This window comes from Providencia sp. UF-224, assembly GCF_058245955.1.
Window position 1 is genome coordinate 97,592 of record NZ_JBSICC010000002.1, and the last position, 21,018, is coordinate 118,609.

Annotated in this window: 16 protein-coding genes; 11 read left to right on the plus strand and 5 right to left on the minus strand. The window is 42.1% G+C overall.

Annotated features, from left to right (window positions below; all coding sequences use genetic code 11):
- Positions 1 to 46: 46 nt before the first annotated feature.
- Complete coding sequence (locus AC4IFO_RS02730) at positions 47 to 1,447, minus strand: amidohydrolase (protein WP_490731654.1); 1,401 nt, start codon at positions 1,445 to 1,447, stop codon at positions 47 to 49.
- 76 nt (positions 1,448 to 1,523) lie between these two features.
- Complete coding sequence (locus AC4IFO_RS02735; RefSeq protein ID WP_490731656.1) at positions 1,524 to 2,372, minus strand: EamA family transporter; 849 nt, start codon at positions 2,370 to 2,372, stop codon at positions 1,524 to 1,526.
- A gap of 392 nt (positions 2,373 to 2,764) precedes the next feature.
- Between AC4IFO_RS02735 and nhaA the strand changes: the two genes are divergently transcribed.
- Both nhaA and nhaR read left to right on the plus strand, forming a co-directional pair.
- Entirely contained in the window at positions 2,765 to 3,940 is a 1,176-nt protein-coding gene (nhaA, locus tag AC4IFO_RS02740; protein WP_490731658.1) for a Na+/H+ antiporter NhaA, read from the plus strand.
- A 193-nt stretch (positions 3,941 to 4,133) separates the two neighbouring features.
- Positions 4,134 to 5,051 (plus strand): transcriptional activator NhaR, encoded by a 918-nt coding sequence (gene nhaR, locus AC4IFO_RS02745; protein ID WP_490731660.1) that lies wholly within the window; start codon positions 4,134 to 4,136, stop codon positions 5,049 to 5,051.
- 57 nt (positions 5,052 to 5,108) lie between these two features.
- Here nhaR and rpsT read toward each other — a convergent pair whose 3' ends face one another.
- Positions 5,109 to 5,369, minus strand: a complete 261-nt coding sequence (rpsT, locus tag AC4IFO_RS02750) for a 30S ribosomal protein S20 (protein WP_219245692.1) — start codon at positions 5,367 to 5,369, stop codon at positions 5,109 to 5,111.
- A 589-nt stretch (positions 5,370 to 5,958) separates the two neighbouring features.
- Between rpsT and ribF the strand changes: the two genes are divergently transcribed.
- From ribF to AC4IFO_RS02795, 9 genes are all read left to right on the plus strand, one after another.
- Positions 5,959 to 6,897 carry a bifunctional riboflavin kinase/FAD synthetase gene (ribF, locus tag AC4IFO_RS02755; RefSeq protein WP_219245693.1) on the plus strand — a complete coding sequence of 313 codons (939 nt, stop codon included), beginning with the start codon at positions 5,959 to 5,961 and terminating at the stop codon, positions 6,895 to 6,897.
- Between the two features lie 28 nt (positions 6,898 to 6,925).
- Entirely contained in the window at positions 6,926 to 9,736 is a 2,811-nt protein-coding gene (ileS, locus tag AC4IFO_RS02760; RefSeq protein WP_490731663.1) for an isoleucine--tRNA ligase, read from the plus strand.
- Positions 9,736 to 10,239 (plus strand): signal peptidase II, encoded by a 504-nt coding sequence (gene lspA, locus AC4IFO_RS02765; protein ID WP_219245695.1) that lies wholly within the window; start codon positions 9,736 to 9,738, stop codon positions 10,237 to 10,239. The genes ileS and lspA overlap by 1 nt, the downstream gene beginning before the upstream one ends.
- A gap of 83 nt (positions 10,240 to 10,322) precedes the next feature.
- Positions 10,323 to 10,793: an FKBP-type peptidyl-prolyl cis-trans isomerase gene (gene fkpB, locus AC4IFO_RS02770; protein WP_490731665.1), complete on the plus strand. Its 471-nt coding sequence runs from the start codon at positions 10,323 to 10,325 to the stop codon at positions 10,791 to 10,793.
- A complete protein-coding gene (gene ispH, locus AC4IFO_RS02775; RefSeq protein ID WP_490731667.1) occupies positions 10,774 to 11,727 on the plus strand; it encodes a 4-hydroxy-3-methylbut-2-enyl diphosphate reductase in 954 nt (317 codons plus the stop codon). The genes fkpB and ispH overlap by 20 nt, the downstream gene beginning before the upstream one ends.
- A 290-nt stretch (positions 11,728 to 12,017) precedes the next feature.
- Positions 12,018 to 12,839, plus strand: a complete 822-nt coding sequence (gene dapB, locus AC4IFO_RS02780) for a 4-hydroxy-tetrahydrodipicolinate reductase (RefSeq protein ID WP_490731669.1) — start codon at positions 12,018 to 12,020, stop codon at positions 12,837 to 12,839.
- 445 nt (positions 12,840 to 13,284) lie between these two features.
- The gene (gene carA / locus AC4IFO_RS02785) at positions 13,285 to 14,448 is read left to right on the plus strand and encodes a glutamine-hydrolyzing carbamoyl-phosphate synthase small subunit (RefSeq protein WP_490731671.1); all 1,164 of its coding nucleotides are present in this window, start codon (positions 13,285 to 13,287) and stop codon (positions 14,446 to 14,448) included.
- Between the two features lie 13 nt (positions 14,449 to 14,461).
- The gene (gene carB / locus AC4IFO_RS02790) at positions 14,462 to 17,683 is read left to right on the plus strand and encodes a carbamoyl-phosphate synthase large subunit (RefSeq protein WP_490731673.1); all 3,222 of its coding nucleotides are present in this window, start codon (positions 14,462 to 14,464) and stop codon (positions 17,681 to 17,683) included.
- A 165-nt stretch (positions 17,684 to 17,848) separates the two neighbouring features.
- Positions 17,849 to 18,874, plus strand: coding sequence for a MerR family transcriptional regulator (locus tag AC4IFO_RS02795; protein WP_490731675.1), 1,026 nt, complete (start codon positions 17,849 to 17,851; stop codon positions 18,872 to 18,874).
- 32 nt (positions 18,875 to 18,906) lie between these two features.
- Here AC4IFO_RS02795 and AC4IFO_RS02800 read toward each other — a convergent pair whose 3' ends face one another.
- Positions 18,907 to 19,581 carry a DedA family protein gene (locus AC4IFO_RS02800; RefSeq protein WP_490731677.1) on the minus strand — a complete coding sequence of 225 codons (675 nt, stop codon included), beginning with the start codon at positions 19,579 to 19,581 and terminating at the stop codon, positions 18,907 to 18,909.
- Positions 19,582 to 19,731: 150 nt separating this feature from the next.
- Positions 19,732 to 20,916: a cystathionine beta-lyase gene (metC, locus tag AC4IFO_RS02805; protein WP_490731679.1), complete on the minus strand. Its 1,185-nt coding sequence runs from the start codon at positions 20,914 to 20,916 to the stop codon at positions 19,732 to 19,734.
- Between the last annotated feature and the right edge of the window lie 102 nt (positions 20,917 to 21,018).

Sequence of the window (21,018 nt, forward strand, 5' to 3'; positions counted from 1 at the left end):
ATTAGAATGGCTGGTCTGTGAAATACAGAACCAGCCATTTTTTATATTATTTAACCACTTCCCCACTGGCGATAACCGTTTCGCGTACTTTGTTTGCAAAGTCTTGTGCTTCTTGAATAATCACTTTTTCATCTGCGGTGAGTAATTGGCGGTCTTGCATCAAAACTTTACCGTCCACAATGGTATGACGAACATTGGCGCCATTCGCCCCATAAACGAGCGCGGCATATGGGCTATACATAGGCACCATGTTTGGTGATTTAGTATCAATTACAATAATATCTGCAAGTTTGCCTGTTTCAAGGGAGCCTAATTTGTCTTCCATATGTAGGACTTTGGCAGAGCCTTTGGTGGCTAGCTCGACGACAGTAAGTGGTGGCATTGCCGCTCGGTCTTTGTTCTCCAGCTTATGAATTTTACCGACCAAATTGAGCTCATTTAACGTCGTTAGAGTATTACTCGACATTGGGCCATCCGTTCCTAACCCTACACGGATACCTTTTTCTAACATGGTGGTGACAGGTGCAACGCCTTTTGCTGATTTGGTGTTGGCACTGATATTATGTGCGACACCGACATCGAATTTTTTCAGCAAATCCATGTCTTGTTCATTCACCATAATGGCATGTGCGGCAATGACTTTGTTATTCAGTGCGCCAATATCCGCCATGTACTGAACGGGGCTCTTTCCACCAGTTCGTTTCGCGATTTCTTCTTGTTCGCGATCAGTTTCGGCTAAGTGGATCATCACAGGAACATCGAGTTCTTGAGATAACTTTGAAATTTGCTGTAAATGTTCAGTTGAGTTTGTATAAGGGGCGTGTGGGGCAAAAGCAGGTGTTATGCGAGGATGACCTTTGTATTGATTAATAAAATTCACTGCGTATTGAATGCCTTCATCTGCGTTTTTCGCATCAGCAACAGGAAACTGGATGACTGACTCGCCTAAAACGGCTCTTAAGCCAATTTTGTCTACTGTTTTAGCCACTTCGTCTTCAAAATAATACATATCGACATACGTTGTGACACCGCCTTTAATCATTTCAACATTAGCAAGATTTGCCCCAACACGGACCATTTCACGGCTTACCATCTTACTTTCTAGGGGAAATATATAACGGTGTAAGCGATCCGGGACATCGTCTGCTAGCGAACGAAAAACAGTCATTGAAGCGTGAGTATGGGTATTAATCAGGCCAGGCATGACAATATCGCCTTCAACATTTAATACCTTTGGAGCTTGGTAATCTTTAGTCAGTTCAGGGCCACCGACAGCAATGATTTTATTTTCTTTAATAACCACAGTGCCGTTTTCGATAATCCGATTTTTAGCATCCATCGTTAAGACAGTACCATCAACAATCATAATATCCGCAGGTGTGGCTGAAAAACTGGCAAAAGAAGCCGTCATTGTTGCGAGGGCTAATAAGGATTTTGTAAAAGACATTGTTACCTCATATCTAAATGAAAAATCAGTTTTTATTTTTTATAAAAGGCTCGAGCAAACTTGGCGAGAGCACTAATTAACTGCTGAGCTTGGCAAGTAAAACACCGGATAAAATCACCAAGCAGGCTAAGATTCGTATCAGATTGAATTTTTCTTTTAAAAATACAATCGAAAGAAACATCGCAAACAATACACTGGTTTCTCGGATTGCTGCCACCATGACGATAGGAGCTTGGCTCATGGCCCAAATAGCGATGCCATAGCTAACTAACTGCATTAGCCCACCAAAGAGTCCTGAGCGCCAATATTGCTGTATACCTAGCACTAATGTACCGCGGTATTTGAGAATGCCAGAAATGGTTAAAACAATACCATTTAATAGAAATAACCATAGTGTATAGACCACCGGATCGTCACTGGCTCGAGCACCATGTCCATCTGAAAGCGTGTAGCAGGCAGTAAAAAAGGCGGTGCATAATGCAAATGTTAGCGCTTTTCCTTTGATATTTAATTTAAATTTTCTTCCAGCAAAAGCAATCAGTAAAACACCACCAATAATGAGCAATATGCCAATGAAACCCATCAATGGGATAAATTCATTGAATAATAAGGCACCAAGTAATGCGGTTATCAGCGGCGCAGAACCGCGTGAAATTGGGTAAATTTGGCTCAAATCACCGTGTGTATAGGCTTGGCTTAAAAAGTAGGTGTAGCCAATGTGGAACAAAACCGATAATGCCAACCAGTGCATTGCTTCGGGAGAGGGTAAGCCTAACCAAAATATCGCAGGAATGGCTAATACACCCGAAAAAAAAGAAATCATCACGAGACCAAAAAAACGGTCATTACCAAATTTAACTAAGGCATTCCAACTTGCATGGCAAAAAGCAGCAAAAAGGACGGCTAATAATACGTAAGTGGTCATAATTTAAGAATAAAGATTATTTTTTGTTTGAAAAATAAAGAAATTTTTTTTTGCGAAGCGCTTTGCAAAATGGTTGTAACTTAGTCTCCCACATTAAAAATTATTGCGAAACCCTTCGAACAGAAAAAATGGATGATTGCGACAAGAACATCAAAAAATGTAAATTAGAAAAAACGAGAAAAAGTTGAATTTATAAAGTCACTTTTTTAAAAAATTTATTATTTGTTTTTATAAAAGTTGTCTATAGTGAAATTAACGTTTCTTTATCATTTTGAGTGATCTCTAACCTGAATAGATCGTTAATTCCGAGTTTTAATGGATAAATAAACGATTTTTTACGAATTAATAATTAGCATAATATTAACATTCAAAAAATATTGAGGTTAAAAGAAATGACAGCAATTATTCGTAAATTTTTAAGGTTAGAAGCAGCAGGGGGCTTACTCCTGATTATTGCTGCCATAGTTGCTTTGATTATGGCCAATACGCCATTACAAGGTGCTTATCAGCAATTTTTAGCGATCCCTGTGTCGATTAAAATTTCAGACTTCGGACTAGATAAGCCATTAATTTTATGGATTAATGATTTCCTAATGGCTATTTTTTTCTTAGTCGTGGGTCTTGAAGTTAAACGTGAATTATTGGAAGGATCCCTCGCGGGTCGTGATAAAGCCATATTTCCAGCAATTGCAGCATTAGGTGGGATGATTGCACCTGCGTTAATTTACCTGCTTTTTAATGGTGGAAATGAAATCACTCAACAAGGTTGGGCAATACCCGCGGCAACAGATATTGCATTTGCTTTAGGCGTTATGGCTTTATTAGGTAAGCGCGTACCCACAGAGTTAAAGGTCTTTTTATTGGCGTTAGCCATTATTGATGACCTTGGTGTTATTGTGATTATTGCCTTTTTCTATACAAGTTCTGTTTCAATGATTGCGCTAAGTTTGGCGGTGTTGTGTGTTGCAATATTGGTCACAATGAACTGGCGCAAAGTGGAAAATACAGCAGCTTATTTAGTTATAGGGCTGATATTGTGGGTGTGTATATTAAAATCAGGTGTTCATGCAACATTGGCGGGAGTTATTGTTGGTTTCTTAATTCCATTACGGGGTACAAACCAAACAAAACCTTCTGAAGAGCTTGAGCATGTCTTACATCCGTGGGTTGTCTATTTAATTTTGCCTATTTTTGCATTTGCAAATTCGGGTGTGCAGTTACAAGGTGTGACTTTTGATGGGTTATTAAGTCCATTGCCACTAGGTGTTGCTGCAGGGCTGATATTTGGTAAGCCAATTGGTATTTTCTTATTTAGTTGGATTTCGGTAAAACTTGGTTTTGCGAAATTACCAGAGCCGATTAATTTAAAGCAAGTTTTTGCCGTTTCAGTGTTATGTGGGATCGGTTTTACTATGTCTATTTTTATAACCGGACTCGCATTTGATGGTATGGATGAGGTATATAGTACTTACTCACGCCTAGGTATTTTGATTGGCTCGACAGTTGCAGCGCTACTTGGTTATTTTATGTTAAGGGTAGTCTTACCGAAGCAAAAACAATTAGTATGAACTAGAGTTATAAAGTAATTTAGTTAATTATTAGTAAGAATTTCCGAACTAATATTCTATGATATACCGTGGTGTGTCTTTTGATGGGTACACTACGGTATACGTAATAAAAGCTCCTAAGTCGTGGAGTACAGGTAGATATGTATGGTGAATAGCACCAAAGGTTGTTATTGACGGTACAAAAGGAATCGATATGCGGGTTTCACATTTAAATTTTAACCATCTTTACTACTTTTGGCATGTATGTAAAGAAGGCTCTGTCGTTGGGGCAGCAGATGCACTTTACCTGACTCCTCAGACTATCACGGGGCAAATAAAGGCGCTAGAAGAACGCTTAGGTGGTAAATTGTTTAAGCGGCAGGGGCGCGGTTTGGTACCTTCGGAACTTGGGCAACTCATTTTTCGCTATGCAGACAAAATGTTTATGCTCAGCCAAGAAATGCTAGATATCGTCAATTACAGCCGAGAATCCAATTTGTTATTTGATGTTGGTGTCGCTGATACATTATCTAAGCAGCTAGTTAGCCGAATTCTAGAAACGACAGTTGTCGAACATGAGCAAATTCATTTGCGCTGCTTTGAATCAACCCATGAACTGCTATTAGAGCAATTAAGCCAACATAAATTGGATATGATTTTATCGGACTGCCCTGTTGATTCGTCTCAGCAAGAGGGGTTATTTTCTGTCAAACTGGGTGAATGCAATATGAGCTTTTTTTGCCGTCAGCCAATACCGAAAAAACCATTTCCTGAATGTTTAGAAGAACGCCGTTTACTCATTCCTGGAAGGCGTTATCTATTAGGTCGGCATATCTTAGCTTGGATACGCAATAAAAACTTACAAGTAGAAGTCTTAGGTGAGTTTGATGATGCTGCATTAATGAAAGCATTTGGGATGCATTATAATGCTATTTTTGTTGCACCTTCACAGTATACACCTGACCTTTTAGGTGGTGAGGATATTGTAGAATTGGGGCGATTAGAAAATGTAAAAGAAGAATATTACGTTATTTTTGCAGAAAGAATGATCCAGCATCCAGCAGTGCAGCGAGTTTGTAATAAAGATTTTTCAGAGCTATTTTCTGTGCCATTTGATAGGCTTGAGCAATAAATTGAATAAATAAAAAAACCGGCCAAGGCCGGTTTTTTTAGCTAATCAAGAAGCAAATTACATTGCTTTGATTTGAGCAACTAAGTTAGCTTTATGACGTGCTGCTTTATTTTTGTGGATCAGGCCTTTAGCGGCGTGACGATCAACAATAGGTTGCATGTCATTAAATGCTTTCTGAGCAGCTTCTTTATCGCCAGCAGCGATAGCAAGGTAAACTTTCTTGATAAAAGTACGTACCATAGAGCGACGGCTAGCGTTGTGCTGACGACGTTTCTCTGACTGAACGGCACGTTTCTTAGCTGATTTGATATTAGCCAAGGTCCAACTCCCAAATGTATTCTATTGAGGACAATTCAAAGGTCGAGGAATATGCCCTTTCGCCCTGCATTTGTCAATGGATTTGTGCAAATAAACATCGTGTACTTCGATGTTCATGCGCTGTGAATGGTGCAAGATTCTATCAGCAAATATGAGAAGAATACAGATCTTAGCGTGAAAAAATGCGTAATTGATGTTAGAAAATTAAAAACAATTACAATAGAAAAAAAATTTAGCCCATCAATCAGAGGGTAGTATGATATTTGCTCGTGAATTGATTGCTTATTAATCGTAAAATATGTTTAGCTATAGGCACTGACGAGAAAACGATAAAAATTGAATATTTTTAGAGACCTCGGAACAAATTTGTTGTATTGATAATCCATTGGTTATCCCAACTTTTTTTGATACCTATGCCTAAGCGCTCATATTGAGTAGCATTATGGTTTATTGTTCACGTAAAATGACCGCTAATTAGGTCGTGTAGCGATCAAAAAAATAGGGTTTAATGAAACCTTTTGCGAACTAAGGTTAACCTTATGCGTCGTACAAGGTATAATCCTGCAATTTCCTCGGTATTGAGCCTGTTATGGAGCTAATTCGCGGTATACAGAATATCCGGGCGTGCCATCATGGTTGCGTGCTGACTATTGGTAATTTTGACGGTGTCCATCGTGGGCATCAGGTGTTGCTACAAAATTTGAAACTCAAGGGTAAGGAACTTGGCTTGCCCACGGTTGTGATGATTTTTGAGCCACAACCCCTTGAATTCTTTATTGGTGACAAAGCGCCTGCGCGTTTGACACGCTTAAGAGATAAAGTGAAATACCTCGCAGACAGCGGTATTGATTATCTTCTCTGTGTCGAATTTAACCAGCACTTTGCCTCTTTAACACCGACTGAGTTTGTCTCTGATTTACTTGTTGACAAGTTAGGGGTGAAATATCTCGCCATTGGTGATGATTTCCGATTTGGAAAAAATCGCATGGGGGATTTTGCGTTTTTGCAACAAGCCGGTGGAGAGTTCGGTTTCGAGGTGGCAGATACAGAAAGCTTTTGCGATTCAGGTCTTCGTATAAGTAGTACCGCCATTCGAAAGGCAATTCAAGATAACGACCTTGAGTTAGCAGAGAATCTATTAGGGCATGCTTATCGTATTAGCGGACGAGTGGTTCATGGCAACCAACTTGGCAGAACAATAGGTTTTCCGACGGCAAACCTACCGTTAAAACGTTTAGTCACACCTGTCACTGGTGTGTATGCTGTAGAAGTTTACGGTTTAGGTGATAAACCTCTACCGGGTGTGGCGAATATCGGCACACGACCGACTGTATCTGGAAAAGGAACGCAGTTAGAAGTTCATCTGATTGATGCCACTATGGATTTATATGGGCGTCATATCGATGTAGTGTTACGTAAGAAATTGCGTGATGAGCAGCGGTTTGCTTCGTTGGAAGCGCTTAAGGAGCAAATTGCTAATGATGTAATTGCAGCAAGAGAATACCTCACTGCAATAGGAATCAGATAATTTAGCGGAAAATTGGAACTGAGAATCGATGAGTGACTATAAAAATACCCTGAATCTACCAGAAACAGGGTTCCCAATGCGTGGCGATCTCGCTAAACGCGAACCACAGATGTTAGAGCGCTGGTACAAAGAAGGTTTGTATCAGGCAATCCGTAAAGCAAAATCGGGCAAGAAAACGTTTATTCTGCACGATGGTCCTCCGTATGCTAACGGCAGTATTCATATTGGTCACTCAGTTAACAAAATTCTCAAAGATATTATTATTAAATCCAAAGGGTTAGCGGGTTATGATTCCCCGTATATTCCTGGTTGGGATTGCCATGGCTTACCGATTGAACACAAAGTTGAACAAATCGTTGGTAAACCAGGCGAAAAAGTTTCTGCCGCTGAATTTCGTGCACAATGCCGTCAATATGCTAAAGAGCAAATTGAAGGCCAAAAAGCTGACTTTATGCGCCTTGGTGTATTGGGTGAGTGGGATAAACCTTACTTAACCATGGATTTCAAAACGGAAGCCCACATCATCAGAGCGTTAGCAAAAACCATTGCAAACGGCCACTTAGTGAAAGGTGCTAAGCCTGTTCATTGGTGTACCGCATGTGGTTCTTCACTGGCAGAAGCCGAAGTTGAGTATTATGACAAAACTTCACCATCTATCTACGTTCGCTTCCCAGCGGTAGATAGCAAATCTGTGTGTGAAAAATTTGGTGTCACGAGTGATAAAACGCCATCACTGGTTATTTGGACAACAACACCGTGGACATTGCCTGCTAACCGCGCAATTTCGTTGAATCCTGAATTCAAATACAACTTGGTGCAAGCGAATGGCGAATTAGTCATTTTAGCGGCTGACCTTGTTGAAGATGTGATGAAAACTGTCGGCATCGACGCTTGGGAAGTTTTAGGCGAATGTGAAGGTTCTGCACTTGAATTATTACGCTTCGAACATCCATTTATGGGCTTTGATGTTCCTGCAATCTTAGGTGACCACGTTACATTAGATGCGGGTACAGGTGCGGTACATACTGCGCCAGGCCATGGTCCTGAAGACTATGTAGTCGGCCAGAAATACGGCTTAGAAACAGCGAACCCAGTTGGGCCGGATGGTTGTTTCTTACCAAATACCTATCCAACATTGGATGGCGTGTTCATTTTTAAAGCTAACGATTTGATTGTTGAGCTGTTAAATGAAAAAGGTGCGTTGCTGTATAAGAAAGCGATTACCCATAGCTACCCATGCTGCTGGCGTCATAAAACCCCAGTTATTTTCCGTGCGACACCACAATGGTTTATTGGCATGGACAAAAATGGCTTACGTGAACAATCTTTGAAAGAAATTGATATTGTTCAGTGGATCCCAGGTTGGGGACGCGCACGCATTGAGTCAATGGTTGAAAACCGCCCTGATTGGTGTATCTCTCGCCAGCGTACTTGGGGTACTCCGATGTCTTTGTTTGTTCATAAAGATACCGAAGAGCTGCACCCGCGTACGTTAGAATTAATGGAAGAAGTCGCTAAACGTGTTGAAGTTGATGGTATTCAAGCGTGGTGGGATCTCGACCCTGCTGAATTACTGGGTGATGAAGCCGAAACTTACCGTAAAGTACCAGATACGCTAGATGTTTGGTTTGACTCAGGGTCTACGCACTTTGCTGTGGTTGATGCACGTCCTGAATTCCATGGCAATTCAGCTGACATGTACTTGGAAGGCTCTGACCAACACCGTGGCTGGTTCATGTCCTCATTGATGCTATCAACGGCAATGAAAGGTAAAGCGCCATATCGCCAAGTGTTAACGCACGGTTTCACTGTGGATGGCCAAGGCCGTAAAATGTCTAAATCATTAGGCAACACGGTGAGTCCACAAGACGTAATGAACAAACTGGGTGCGGATATCCTGCGCTTATGGGTTGCTTCAACGGATTACACAGGCGAAATCGCTGTTTCTGATGAAATCTTAAAACGTGCTGCGGATTCATATCGTCGTATTCGTAACACCGCACGTTTCTTGTTGGCAAACCTTAACGGTTTCAATCCAGAAACGGATATGGTGAAGCCAGAAGATATGGTGGTGTTAGACCGCTGGGCAGTAAGCCGTGCGCTTGAAGCACAACAAGAAATCACTAAAGCGTATGACGAATATGACTTCTTGTCCGTTATTCAGCGTTTAATGCATTTCTGTTCTATCGAAATGGGTTCATTCTATCTGGACATCATTAAAGACCGTCAATACACAGCGAAAGGCGACAGCTTAGCCCGCCGTAGCTGCCAAACGGCTCTGTACCATATCGTTGAAGCGTTAGTGCGTTGGATTGCTCCTGTTCTTTCCTTCACTTCAGATGAAATCTGGAATGAATTACCGGGTAAACGTGCTCAATTTGTTTTGACCGAAGAATGGTATAACGGCTTATTTGGCTTAGATGAGTCAAATGAAATGAATAACAGCTTCTGGTCTGAACTGCTAGCGGTTCGCGGTGAAGTGAATAAAGTGTTAGAGCAAGCGCGTACAGATAAACACATCGGTGGCTCATTAGAAGCTGCGGTAACGTTGTATGCAGATAAAGACTTAGCGAATAAACTACAAAGTTTAGGTGATGAGCTGCGTTTCGTTCTGCTGACTTCTCAAGCGACTGTCGCGGATATTGCAGCGGCGCCTGCTGATGCGCAAGAGAGCGAGCTAAAAGGCCTTAAAATTGCCTTTAGTAAAGCAGAAGGCGAAAAATGCCCTCGTTGTTGGCATTATGCGAGCGATATCGGCTCATCAAGCGAGCAACCAGAAATTTGTGGTCGCTGTGTGACTAACGTAGCCGGTGACGGCGAATCGCGTAAGTTTGCTTAATGAAGACACCTATTTGTTCTACTGGCTTGCGTTGGCTATGGTTGACCATCGTGATTATCGTGGCAGATCTAGGAATAAAGCAGTTAGTGCTAAAAGACCTAAATCTGTACGAACCACATGCTGTAATGCCTTTTTTCAACATTATGTACGCGCAAAATTTTGGTGCGGCATTTAGTTTCTTGGCTGATGAAGGTGGCTGGCAGCGTTGGTTCTTTGCGGGTATTGCGGTGGGGATCTCCATTATTTTAATGGTAATGATGTATCGCCAAAGCGCGCAAAAACGCTTATCCAATATTGCTTACGCATTAATTATTGGCGGGGCAATTGGCAATCTTAGTGATCGACTGGTTCATGGGTTTGTTGTTGATTACCTTGATGTTTATGTCGGTAATTGGCATTGGCCAACATTCAACCTAGCTGACATGGCAATTTGTATTGGCGCTGCTTTAGTTATTTTTGAAGGTTTTTTACCTGAAAAGCCAAAGCAGGAAAAAGCAAAATAAATTGGTAGTACAATAGGTTACAATGTAATAACACACAGCCCAGATTTTCTGGGCTGAATTTTATGACAAAATAGGTTTGGTTTATGTCTACTCAAATACAGGCTCAGAGCGCAGTTTTACTGCATTTCACATTGAAACTGGAAGATGGCTCTACAGCAGATTCTTCACACGCACAAGGAAAGCCTGCGTTGTTTGTGTTAGGGAATGATTCATTATCACCTGAACTTGAGGCTGAACTCATAGGGCTTAATGAAGGTGAAAAGAAAAACTTCTCATTACCCGGTGATGCTGTTTTTGGTAAACATAACCCTGATTTAGTTCAGTATTTTTCATTGCGAGATTTTATGGATACTGGTATCCCTGAAATTGGGACTATCATGTTATTTACGGCAATGAATGGCAGCGAAATGCCGGGTGTAGTAAAATCAATTGAAGGTGAGTCTATCACTGTTGATTTTAATCACCCACTCGCTGAGCAACAAATTAGCTTTGAAATTGAAGTGCTTGAAGTAGACCCGCAATTGGAGAATCACAATGCAAATATTAATGGCTAACCCTCGTGGTTTTTGTGCTGGTGTTGACCGCGCAATTAGCATTGTAGAAAGGGCATTAGAACTTTACGGCGCCCCTATCTATGTTCGTCATGAAGTGGTTCATAACCGTTATGTTGTTGATGATTTGCGCCAGCGTGGTGCTATTTTTATTGAAGAAATTTCTGAAGTGCCAGATGGCTCGATCTTAATTTTCTCAGCTCATGGTGTGTCCCAAGCTATCCGTCAAGAAGCGCGTTCTCGCGATTTGACCATGCTATTTGATGCAACATGCCCGTTAGTCACTAAAGTGCATATGGAAGTCGCTCGTGCAAGCCGTAAAGGCAAAGAAGCGATTTTGATTGGTCATGCGGGGCATCCTGAAGTGGAAGGGACAATGGGGCAATATAGCAACCCTGAAGGTGGCATGTACCTTGTTGAAAGCCCTGAAGATGTTTGGAAATTAAAAGTCAAAGACGAAAATAATTTATCGTTTATGACACAAACTACTCTTTCCGTTGATGACACTTCAGATGTCATTGATGCATTGACTGCGCGCTTCCCAAGCATTGTTGGGCCACGTAAGGATGATATTTGCTATGCAACAACCAACCGCCAAGAAGCGGCGAGAGAGCTGGCTGAGCGTGCCGATATCGTGCTAGTGGTTGGCTCAAAAAACTCATCAAACTCGAATCGTCTCGCTGAACTCGCATCAAGAATGCAAAAGCCTGCATTTTTGATTGATGGCGCAGAGGATATTAAAACCGAGTGGTTAACGGATAAAAACATTATTGGTCTAACTGCAGGGGCATCGGCACCTGATATTTTAGTTCGTCAAGTCATTGATAGACTTAAAGAACTTGGTGCTAATTCTGTTGTCGAGCTACAAGGCCGAGAAGAAAATATTGTTTTTGAAGTGCCAAAAGAATTGCGCGTAGAAGTTAAAGAAATTAACTAATACATAGCCATATACTGTTCAAAGGGCCATTTTACATCATCAAAGTGGCTCTATCCTGTTTCTATTTCCGATCTTCCTTCCCTATTTTTCTTATCATCAACACTTTTTCTGATAATTAGTCTGTGCTCTACGTTTTTGTTAATAACTGTCGATTAATACTGGCAGAATCTCACTATGATGGTTAATCTGTAACGCAATAATGAGTTAAATTTCCCGCGAAAAAATTGATATTCGTTTGGGATAACAGTTTAAATTTAGTCAGTTGCATCAATAATGAAAAAGGATGAACCATGGTAAATTCAGTGGTACGTGTTGCTATTGTCGGCTCAGGTGGTCGTATGGGGCGGCAGTTAATTCAAGCTGCACAACAACAAGATGGCATTCAATTAGGCGCTGCTATTGAGCGAGAAGGTTCCTCACTGATTGGCGCGGATGCAGGCGAGCTCGCGGGGGTTGGCAAGTTAGGCGTTTATATTACGGACTCCCTTGATAAAGTCGTTGATGATTTTGATGTTGTTATCGATTTCACTCGGCCCGAAGGCACTCTGCATTATTTGGCATTTTGTAAAGCAAACCAAAAAGGGATGGTTATCGGGACAACAGGTTTTGACGAACAAGGTAAACAAGCCATTGCTGATGCAGCAAAAGTCATCCCAATTGTTTTCGCTGCCAACTTTAGTGTTGGTGTTAACTTGGTGCTTAAATTACTCGAAAAAGCAGCAAAAGTGATGGGAACGTATACGGATATTGAAATCGTGGAAGCTCACCATCGTCATAAAGTTGATGCGCCATCGGGTACGGCATTAGCAATGGGTGAATCTATCGCGGGTGCATTAGGGAAAGATCTAAAAGACTGCGCAGTCTATAGTCGTGAGGGTTACACTGGTGAGCGTGAAGCAGGCACTATCGGTTTTGCAACAATTCGTGCCGGAGATATTGTTGGTGAACACACTGCGATGTTCGCTGATATCGGTGAACGCGTGGAGATCACACACAAGGCATCGAGCCGCATGACGTTTGCAAATGGCGCTATTAAGGCTTCTTCTTGGGTTTTTGCCAAAAAATCTGGGTTATATGATATGAAAGACGTACTTTGCCTTGATGATATTTAGTTTTTAAATTTAAAAAAATCATTATAAATCAATTTTATAATTATAATTTATTGGTTTATAATGATTTTGATTATTATTTTATATTAAATCATTTTTTATAGCTGCTTTCATCGATTTAACTGACTTTTCCTCGTGTTAATTTCCCTTTAATCTCAATCTAAGCTGCGTTATTATAAAATATGCAGTTATCTTACTTAGCAACCGTTTACTTGTTCATATTGGCTATCAATTATGGTGGTCACGTGGGTTAAATTAGGGTTGATCGCTATAAAAGTAAGATAAAAGTGTAAAAAATGCATTTTTTTCTAGACAAGACCCTATCTCATCATTAGAATGCGCGCAATTTGCCAAAAATTTGCTTAAAAACTCATTTTGGCATTGATTTAGATCGCAAAATCTGAATTAATATGCAAAAAACGTGATTTATTATTCTCCGGAGGGTGTTTTGATTAAGTCAGCTATATTGGTTCTGGAAGACGGAACCCAATTCCACGGGCGTGCCATCGGTGCTGAAGGGGCCGCAGTTGGAGAAGTCGTTTTCAACACGTCAATGACCGGATATCAAGAAATAATTACAGACCCTTCCTATTCCCGCCAAATTGTTACTCTCACCTATCCCCATATTGGTAATGTCGGCACTAATGCTGATGACGAAGAATCTCCAAATGTTCATGCACAAGGCCTAATCATTCGTGACTTACCATTGGTTTACAGTAACTTTCGCGGGCAAGAAGGGCTATCTGAGTATCTGAAACGTCACAACGTTGTGGCAATCGCAGATATCGATACACGTAAATTGACCCGTTTGTTGAGAGAAAAAGGGGCGCAGAATGGGTGCATTATTGCGGGGGATAACCCTGACGTGGCATTAGCGCTAGAAAAGGCCCGCCATTTCTCCGGCCTTAATGGGTTAGATTTGGCAAAAGAAGTGTGTACCAAAGAAGCATATAGCTGGACTCAAGGCTCATGGACGTTAGAAGATGGGCAGCAAGGTGCAAAATCGCCGGAAGAGCTGCCACTTCATGTTGTCGCATATGATTTCGGCGCAAAACGCAATATTCTGCGTATGTTAGTTGACCGTGGTTGCCGGCTAACGGTCGTCCCTGCGACAACACCAGCAGAAACGGTGCTTGCGATGAATCCAGACGGCATTTTCCTGTCCAATGGCCCAGGTGACCCAGCCCCGTGTGATTATGCAATCAATGCGATTAAAACCTTCTTAACGACAGATATTCCTGTTTTTGGCATCTGCTTAGGGCACCAGTTATTGGCTTTAGCAAGTGGTGCAAACACGCTGAAAATGAAATTTGGCCATCACGGTGCAAACCATCCAGTTAAAGATTTAGATAACGATGTCGTTATGATCACGGCACAAAACCACGGTTTCGCGGTTGATGAGTCAACATTACCCGATACATTGCGTGTGACACACAAATCTCTGTTTGATGGAACTTTACAGGGTATTCATCGCACGGATAAACCTGCATTTAGTTTCCAAGGACACCCAGAGGCAAGTTCTGGTCCACATGATGCAGCAAGTTTGTTCGATCATTTCATTGATTTGATTAACGAATATCGTCAAACCACACCAAGTCAAAACGCACAATAATCGGGAGCAAATCATGGCAAAGCGTACAGACATAAAAAGCATTCTGATTTTAGGTGCGGGCCCGATTGTTATCGGTCAGGCATGTGAGTTTGATTACTCAGGTGCTCAAGCTTGTAAAGCCTTACGTGAAGAAGGCTATCGCGTCATTTTAGTTAACTCTAATCCTGCAACGATTATGACTGACCCAGAAATGGCCGACGCAACCTATATCGAACCAATTCATTGGGAAGTGGTGCGTAAAATTATCGAAAAAGAACGCCCTGATGCGGTTTTACCGACAATGGGTGGCCAAACAGCACTAAACTGTGCGCTTGAACTGGAGCGTAAAGGGGTTCTTGCTGAGTTTGGCGTTACCATGATTGGCGCAACAGCAGATGCCATTGATAAAGCAGAAGACCGTCAACGCTTTGATAAAGCAATGAAAAAAATTGGTTTAGGTACTGCGCGCTCAGGTATTGCCCATAACATGGAAGAAGCCTACGCCGTTGCAGATGACGTGGGTTTCCCATGTATCATTCGTCCATCATTTACCATGGGCGGTACGGGTGGTGGTATTGCGTATAATCGCGAAGAGTTTGAAGAAATTTGTACGCGTGGTTTAGATTTATCACCAACCAACGAATTATTAATCGATGAGTCATTGATTGGTTGGAAAGAGTACGAAATGGAAGTTGTCCGCGATAAAAATGACAACTGCATTATTGTCTGCTCAATTGAAAACTTTGACGCCATGGGGATCCACACGGGGGACTCCATTACTGTCGCTCCAGCGCAAACTCTGACCGATAAAGAATACCAAATTATGCGCGATGCCTCGATGGCGGTGTTGCGTGAAATCGGTGTCGAGACAGGCGGTTCAAACGTTCAGTTTTCAGTTAACCCGAAAGATGGGCGCTTAATTGTTATTGAAATGAACCCACGGGTTTCTCGTTCGTCAGCACTGGCTTCTAAAGCGACAGGCTTCCCAATCGCGAAGATTGCGGCGAAACTAGCCGTCGGTTACACCCTCGATGAACTGATGAATGACATCACTGGTGGACGTACACCTGCTTCATTTGAGCCTTCCATCGACTATGTTGTGACTAAAATCCCGCGCTTTAACTTTGAGAAATTTGCAGGCACCAACGATCGTTTAACCACGCAAATGAAATCGGTGGGTGAAGTGATGGCGATTGGTCGTACTTTCCAAGAATCGATGCAAAAAGCGTTACGTGGCTTAGAAGTCGGCGCCACAGGCTTTGATCCAAAAGTTGAACAAGATGATCCTGAAGCACTCACTCGCATTCGCCGTGAATTAAAAGATGCGGGTGCAGAGCGAATTTGGTTTGTTGCCGATGCATTCCGCGCCGGTTTGTCCGTTGATGGCGTTTTTAACCTAACCAATATTGACCGCTGGTTCTTAGTGCAAATTGAGGAGTTGGTTCGCCTAGAGGAAGAAGTTGCAGAGCTAGGTATCAATGGCTTAAGCAAAGATTTCTTACGCGTATTAAAACGCAAAGGATTTGCGGATGCACGTTTAGCGAGCTTAGTCGGTGTATCAGAGGCCGAATTACGTAAATTACGTCAAGGCTATGATTTACACCCAGTTTATAAGCGTGTTGATACCTGTGCCGCTGAGTTTGCAACAGACACGGCTTATATGTACTCCACGTATGAAGATGAGTGTGAATCAAATCCAAACCACGATAAACCAAAAGTGATGGTACTAGGTGGTGGGCCGAACCGTATTGGTCAAGGGATTGAGTTTGACTACTGCTGTGTGCATGCCTCACTTGCATTACGTGAAGATGGTTATGAAACCATCATGGTTAACTGTAACCCAGAAACCGTTTCAACGGATTACGACACATCTGACCGTCTCTACTTCGAACCTGTTACCCTCGAAGATGTACTCGAAATTGTGCGTATTGAGCAGCCAAAAGGGGTGATTGTGCAGTATGGCGGTCAAACTCCACTTAAATTGGCGCGTGCGCTAGAAGCCGCGGGTGTTCCCGTAATTGGAACGAGTCCAGATGCAATTGACCGTGCAGAAGACCGTGAACGTTTCCAACAAGCGGTTAATCGTTTGAACCTAAAACAGCCGCAAAATGCGACGGTAACAGCGATTGAACAAGCTGTTGAAAAAGCAGCAAGTATTGGTTACCCGCTGGTTGTTCGTCCATCTTACGTTCTTGGTGGTCGTGCGATGGAAATCGTGAATGATGAAATCGACCTGCGCCGTTATTTCCAAACCGCAGTCAGTGTTTCTAATGATGCGCCAGTGCTGCTTGACCGCTTCTTAGATGACGCCGTTGAGGTGGATGTCGACGCAATTTGTGATGGCGAAATGGTGCTGATTGGCGGGATCATGGAGCATATCGAACAAGCGGGCGTTCACTCGGGTGACTCTGCATGCTCATTGCCAGCTTATACACTTAGCCAAGAAATTCAGGATGTCATGCGTGAACAAGTTCGTAGCTTAGCATTCGAATTACGTGTACGCGGCTTAATGAATGTTCAATTCGCGGTTAAAAACAACGAAGTGTATTTGATTGAAGTGAACCCACGTGCGGCACGAACTGTACCATTTGTGTCAAAAGCAACAGGTGTGCCTTTAGCGAAAGTCGCTGCCCGTGTCATGGTTGGTCAAACATTGACTCAACAAGGTGTGACGAAAGAAGTCATTCCACCTTACTATTCAGTCAAAGAAGTGGTTCTGCCATTTAACAAGTTCCAAGGTGTTGACCCAATTCTTGGCCCTGAAATGCGTTCAACGGGCGAGGTCATGGGGGTTGGTCGTACATTTGCAGAAGCGTTTGCTAAGGCGATGTTAGGTAGCAGCTCAACCATGAAAAAATCGGGTCGTGCGCTTTTATCAGTACGTGAAGGTGACAAAACCCGCGTTGTGGATTTAGCGGCGAAATTGCTAAAACACGGCTTTGAGTTAGATGCTACACATGGTACAGCGATTGTCCTTGGTGAAGCAGGGATTAACCCGCGCTTAGTCAACAAGGTGCACGAAGGTCGCCCACATATTCAGGATAGAATTAAAAATGGTGAATATGATTATATCGTGAATACAACCGCAGGGCGCCAGGCGATAGAAGACTCGAAGCTTATCCGTCGCAGTGCATTACAGTATAAAGTTCACTATGACACGACGTTAAACGGTGGTTTTGCAACCACAATGTCACTGAGTGCAGACCCAACTGAAAAAGTGATTTCAGTCCAAGAGATGCACGCGTTGATTAAGTAATTAACGTGTATTGAATTGAGCCCCAGCGGTAATCTGCCGACTGGGGCTTTTTTTGTCATATATTGCTTGAAAGGCTGTGGCGCAAAAAATTAAAAAAATGCAAAATGCCCATTGACTCTCACGTTACGTGAGGTCGTAACCTCAGTCGCACTTACAGGAGGAACTATGCTATTTCAAGTGGGTGAAATTGCGGAAAAAACAGGATTAACCATCCGAACGCTTCATCATTATGAGGAAATTGGCTTATTGCTTCCAACTGCAAGAACCGATGCAGGTTACAGGCTCTATAATATGCAGTGCATTGAACGTTTAACTCAGATTCAATTGCTGCGCCAAGTTGGAGTCAAACTGAAAAACATCGGTGAAATACTGGATGGTCAGAGTGGGGATATGGCAAGCCTTCTGCAAGAACGGATTGCTTTGTTAACCGAACAAATGCAGCAAATAGCAACATTGCGTTTTCGGTTGGAGCAACTCCAAAAGCAAATGCAAGTGGGCGATCCCTTAACTCAGACTGATTGGTTCTCTGTATTGGAGATGATGACGATGTTTGATAAATATTTTACACCGCAAGAGCTAGAACAATTACCGCTATATACGGCTCATACGCTGAAAAACCAAGAATGGCAACAACGAGTGCTGGCGGTGAGTGAGTTAATGCAACAAGGTGTAATGCCTCAATCGATTGAAGCACAACGGCTCAGCCATGAATGGATGACTGCATTGGAAAGAGACACGGGAGGCAACCCTGATTTCTTTGCAAGGCTGAATAAAATTCATTTAACTGATAATGCGTTAGCGAATTCATCAGGTATTACTGAATCTATGATCCAATTTGTTGCGCAGGGGTTTAGTGAGTATCAATTAGCGCTATTTAGGCCTCATTTAACAGAAGAACAGTTTGCATTTGTGCGCCAACATTATTTTTCTGCGGGGCAAGTTTGGCCTGAACTTATTGCAGGTCTGAATAACGCATTAAAAATGCATAAATCTCCAGATTCCCCTGAAGTACAATCATTGGCTCGTGTATGGTTAGATATGTTTAATCAATTCACGGGTGGTGACCCAGAACTTCAGGAAAGGATCCGTACGATTTATCGGGAAGAGCCTAAAATATCCCAAGGAACTTGGATGACAGCGGAAATAGGGCAATATTTGTTTTCTGCGGTGAGTATTTTGATGGAAAAATGATGCTTATGGCCGCAATGTTGCGGCCATAAATATTAGTTCTCTTTATTACCACTTAATGCCTTGCGGTGTTTCCAATACATCACAATGGAACCAATCAACCCACTGATTAATAAGATAACAGGAATGATCATTAACGCGCTAATGACAACTTGCTCATGCTCTTTCACAAAAGGAATTTGGTTCAAGGCATAACCTAAAGAAACAATAATACCAACCCATAGAAGCCCACTTAGCCAGTTGAAAAACTGAAAGCGGCGGTGGCTCAATTCGGACAGCCCTGCCAGTAACGGTAATAGGGTACGAACAAAGGCTAAAAAACGGCCAATAAGCAGAGCGTATAAACCTTGCTTATTAAACATATTGTTTGCTTTTGTATGATATTCCTCAGGAATTTGGGCTAGCCAACGCTTGACCATTTTGGTTTCACTGAGCCACCTACCTTGCATAAAGCCTAACCAGCAACCCAGACTCGCCGCTGTAGCAAGTAATAAAATGGTTGGAATAAAGTGTAAAACACCTTTGGCGATTAATGCGCCAGAAAGGATCAACAAGGTATCTCCAGGCAGAAAAGCTGCGGGAAGAACCCCATTTTCTAAAACGATAACAACAAAAAGTACGGTATAAATAACCCAAAGTACTTCGGGGTTGGAGAGTTTTAGGAAATCGTGATCCCAAAGTGCCAATACGATTTCGCGTAGGACTTCCATAATCATTCCTGTATTTGTCTAAATGCGAATTTCTTTATTTATATTACAGGAAAAAATAAGATTGAGTTTGATTTGTTTGGGGGTATTCGCTCATCGATCAATAAATTGCAGAAAATATCTCGTATTTTCTGCAATTTGGCTCCCTAACCTTTAAATCCGTTCAAAGGCCAATTGCAAATCATCAATTAAATCTTGTGGATGCTCAAGGCCAATATGCACGCGGAAAAATGTCCCTTCATTTGGATTAAAATCATATTGTCTCATACTGATTAAATCTTCTTTCTGATAACCCAAAATCAGTGATTCAAACCCACCCCATGAATACCCCATTTTAAAATGCGCTAAATTTTCGATAAAAGCAGCGAATTGTTCAGCGGATAGGCGTGACTTAAGTTGGAAAGAAAATAAGCCATTACAGCCTGAAAAATCACGGATAAAAAACGCATGACCAGGTGAAGTTGGCAAGGCAGGATGGAAAACGTGTTCCACTTCAGGGCGAGATTGCAGCCAGTTTGCCACTTGTATACTGTTTTCTTGGTGCTGTTTTAATCGAGTGGCTAAGGTATGTAATCCTCGATTGGCCATATAAACGGTATCAGGATCTGCAGTTTGCCCCAGGAGATACGAATTTTCACGTAAGGTTTCGATACAGCGCTCATTTGCTACCGCGACGCCTAACATGCCATCAGAATGCCCATTAATGTATTTCGTGGCAGATTGTATGGAAATATCCACATCGAACAATAATGGTTTGAGTAACACACCTGCCGCCCATGTATTATCAATCATAATAATGATATCAGGTGATTTATTACGTACGGCTTTCACGATAGCTGGTAAATCATGGACTTCCATCGTGATTGATCCAGGGGATTCTAAAAAAACAATACGCGTATTCGGCTGAATTAAGTCTGCGATGCCTTCACCAATTAATGGATCAAAATAGGTGGTTTCAACATTTAGCTTAGTTAAAATATGGTCGCAAAAATTCTGGGTTGGGTCATAAGCTGAGCCCGTGACGAGGATATGCTCGCCTGCAGAAATAAACGATAAGATTGCATTGGTGATGGCGGCAGCACCTGATGGGTAAAGTACAGAGCCTGCCCCACCTTCTAATTCAGTCATGGCTTCTTGAAAGGCAAAATGGGTTTGCGTACCTCGGCGACCGTAAAAAAGTACACCATTAGCACGGTGTCGCGTTGCATGACGTTTTTCTTCAAGTGTATCGAAGATGATAGAAGATGCCCGTTGAATTACAGGGTTCACGCCTTTTTGTGTAAATTTAGGGTTTCGACCAATGTGCACTAACTGGGTTTCTGGTTTTGTGTTTGCCATGCGCTTTCCTTTATCATTTTAAATTTAGCCTACCCAAAGGCGTGGATACTATGAAGTTAAAGCATTCGCAGGGAAATGTAACTTGAGTTTTCTTCAGTATTA

Bases quoted from the DNA above. Each gene is read 5' to 3' on its own strand.
- ispH (WP_490731667.1), top strand. From the start codon at position 10,774: ATGCAAATATTAATGGCTAACCCTCGTGGTTTTTGTGCTGGTGTTGAC.
- AC4IFO_RS02730 (WP_490731654.1), bottom strand. From the start codon at position 1,447: ATGTCTTTTACAAAATCCTTATTAGCCCTCGCAACAATGACGGCTTCT.
- metC (WP_490731679.1), bottom strand. From the start codon at position 20,916: ATGGCAAACACAAAACCAGAAACCCAGTTAGTGCACATTGGTCGAAAC.
- ribF (WP_219245693.1), top strand. From the start codon at position 5,959: ATGGAGCTAATTCGCGGTATACAGAATATCCGGGCGTGCCATCATGGT.
- nhaR (WP_490731660.1), top strand. From the start codon at position 4,134: ATGCGGGTTTCACATTTAAATTTTAACCATCTTTACTACTTTTGGCAT.
- AC4IFO_RS02800 (WP_490731677.1), bottom strand. From the start codon at position 19,581: ATGGAAGTCCTACGCGAAATCGTATTGGCACTTTGGGATCACGATTTC.
- fkpB (WP_490731665.1), top strand. From the start codon at position 10,323: ATGTCTACTCAAATACAGGCTCAGAGCGCAGTTTTACTGCATTTCACA.
- carB (WP_490731673.1), top strand. From the start codon at position 14,462: ATGGCAAAGCGTACAGACATAAAAAGCATTCTGATTTTAGGTGCGGGC.
- dapB (WP_490731669.1), top strand. From the start codon at position 12,018: ATGGTAAATTCAGTGGTACGTGTTGCTATTGTCGGCTCAGGTGGTCGT.
- AC4IFO_RS02795 (WP_490731675.1), top strand. From the start codon at position 17,849: ATGCTATTTCAAGTGGGTGAAATTGCGGAAAAAACAGGATTAACCATC.
- lspA (WP_219245695.1), top strand. From the start codon at position 9,736: ATGAAGACACCTATTTGTTCTACTGGCTTGCGTTGGCTATGGTTGACC.
- nhaA (WP_490731658.1), top strand. From the start codon at position 2,765: ATGACAGCAATTATTCGTAAATTTTTAAGGTTAGAAGCAGCAGGGGGC.
- AC4IFO_RS02735 (WP_490731656.1), bottom strand. From the start codon at position 2,372: ATGACCACTTACGTATTATTAGCCGTCCTTTTTGCTGCTTTTTGCCAT.
- ileS (WP_490731663.1), top strand. From the start codon at position 6,926: ATGAGTGACTATAAAAATACCCTGAATCTACCAGAAACAGGGTTCCCA.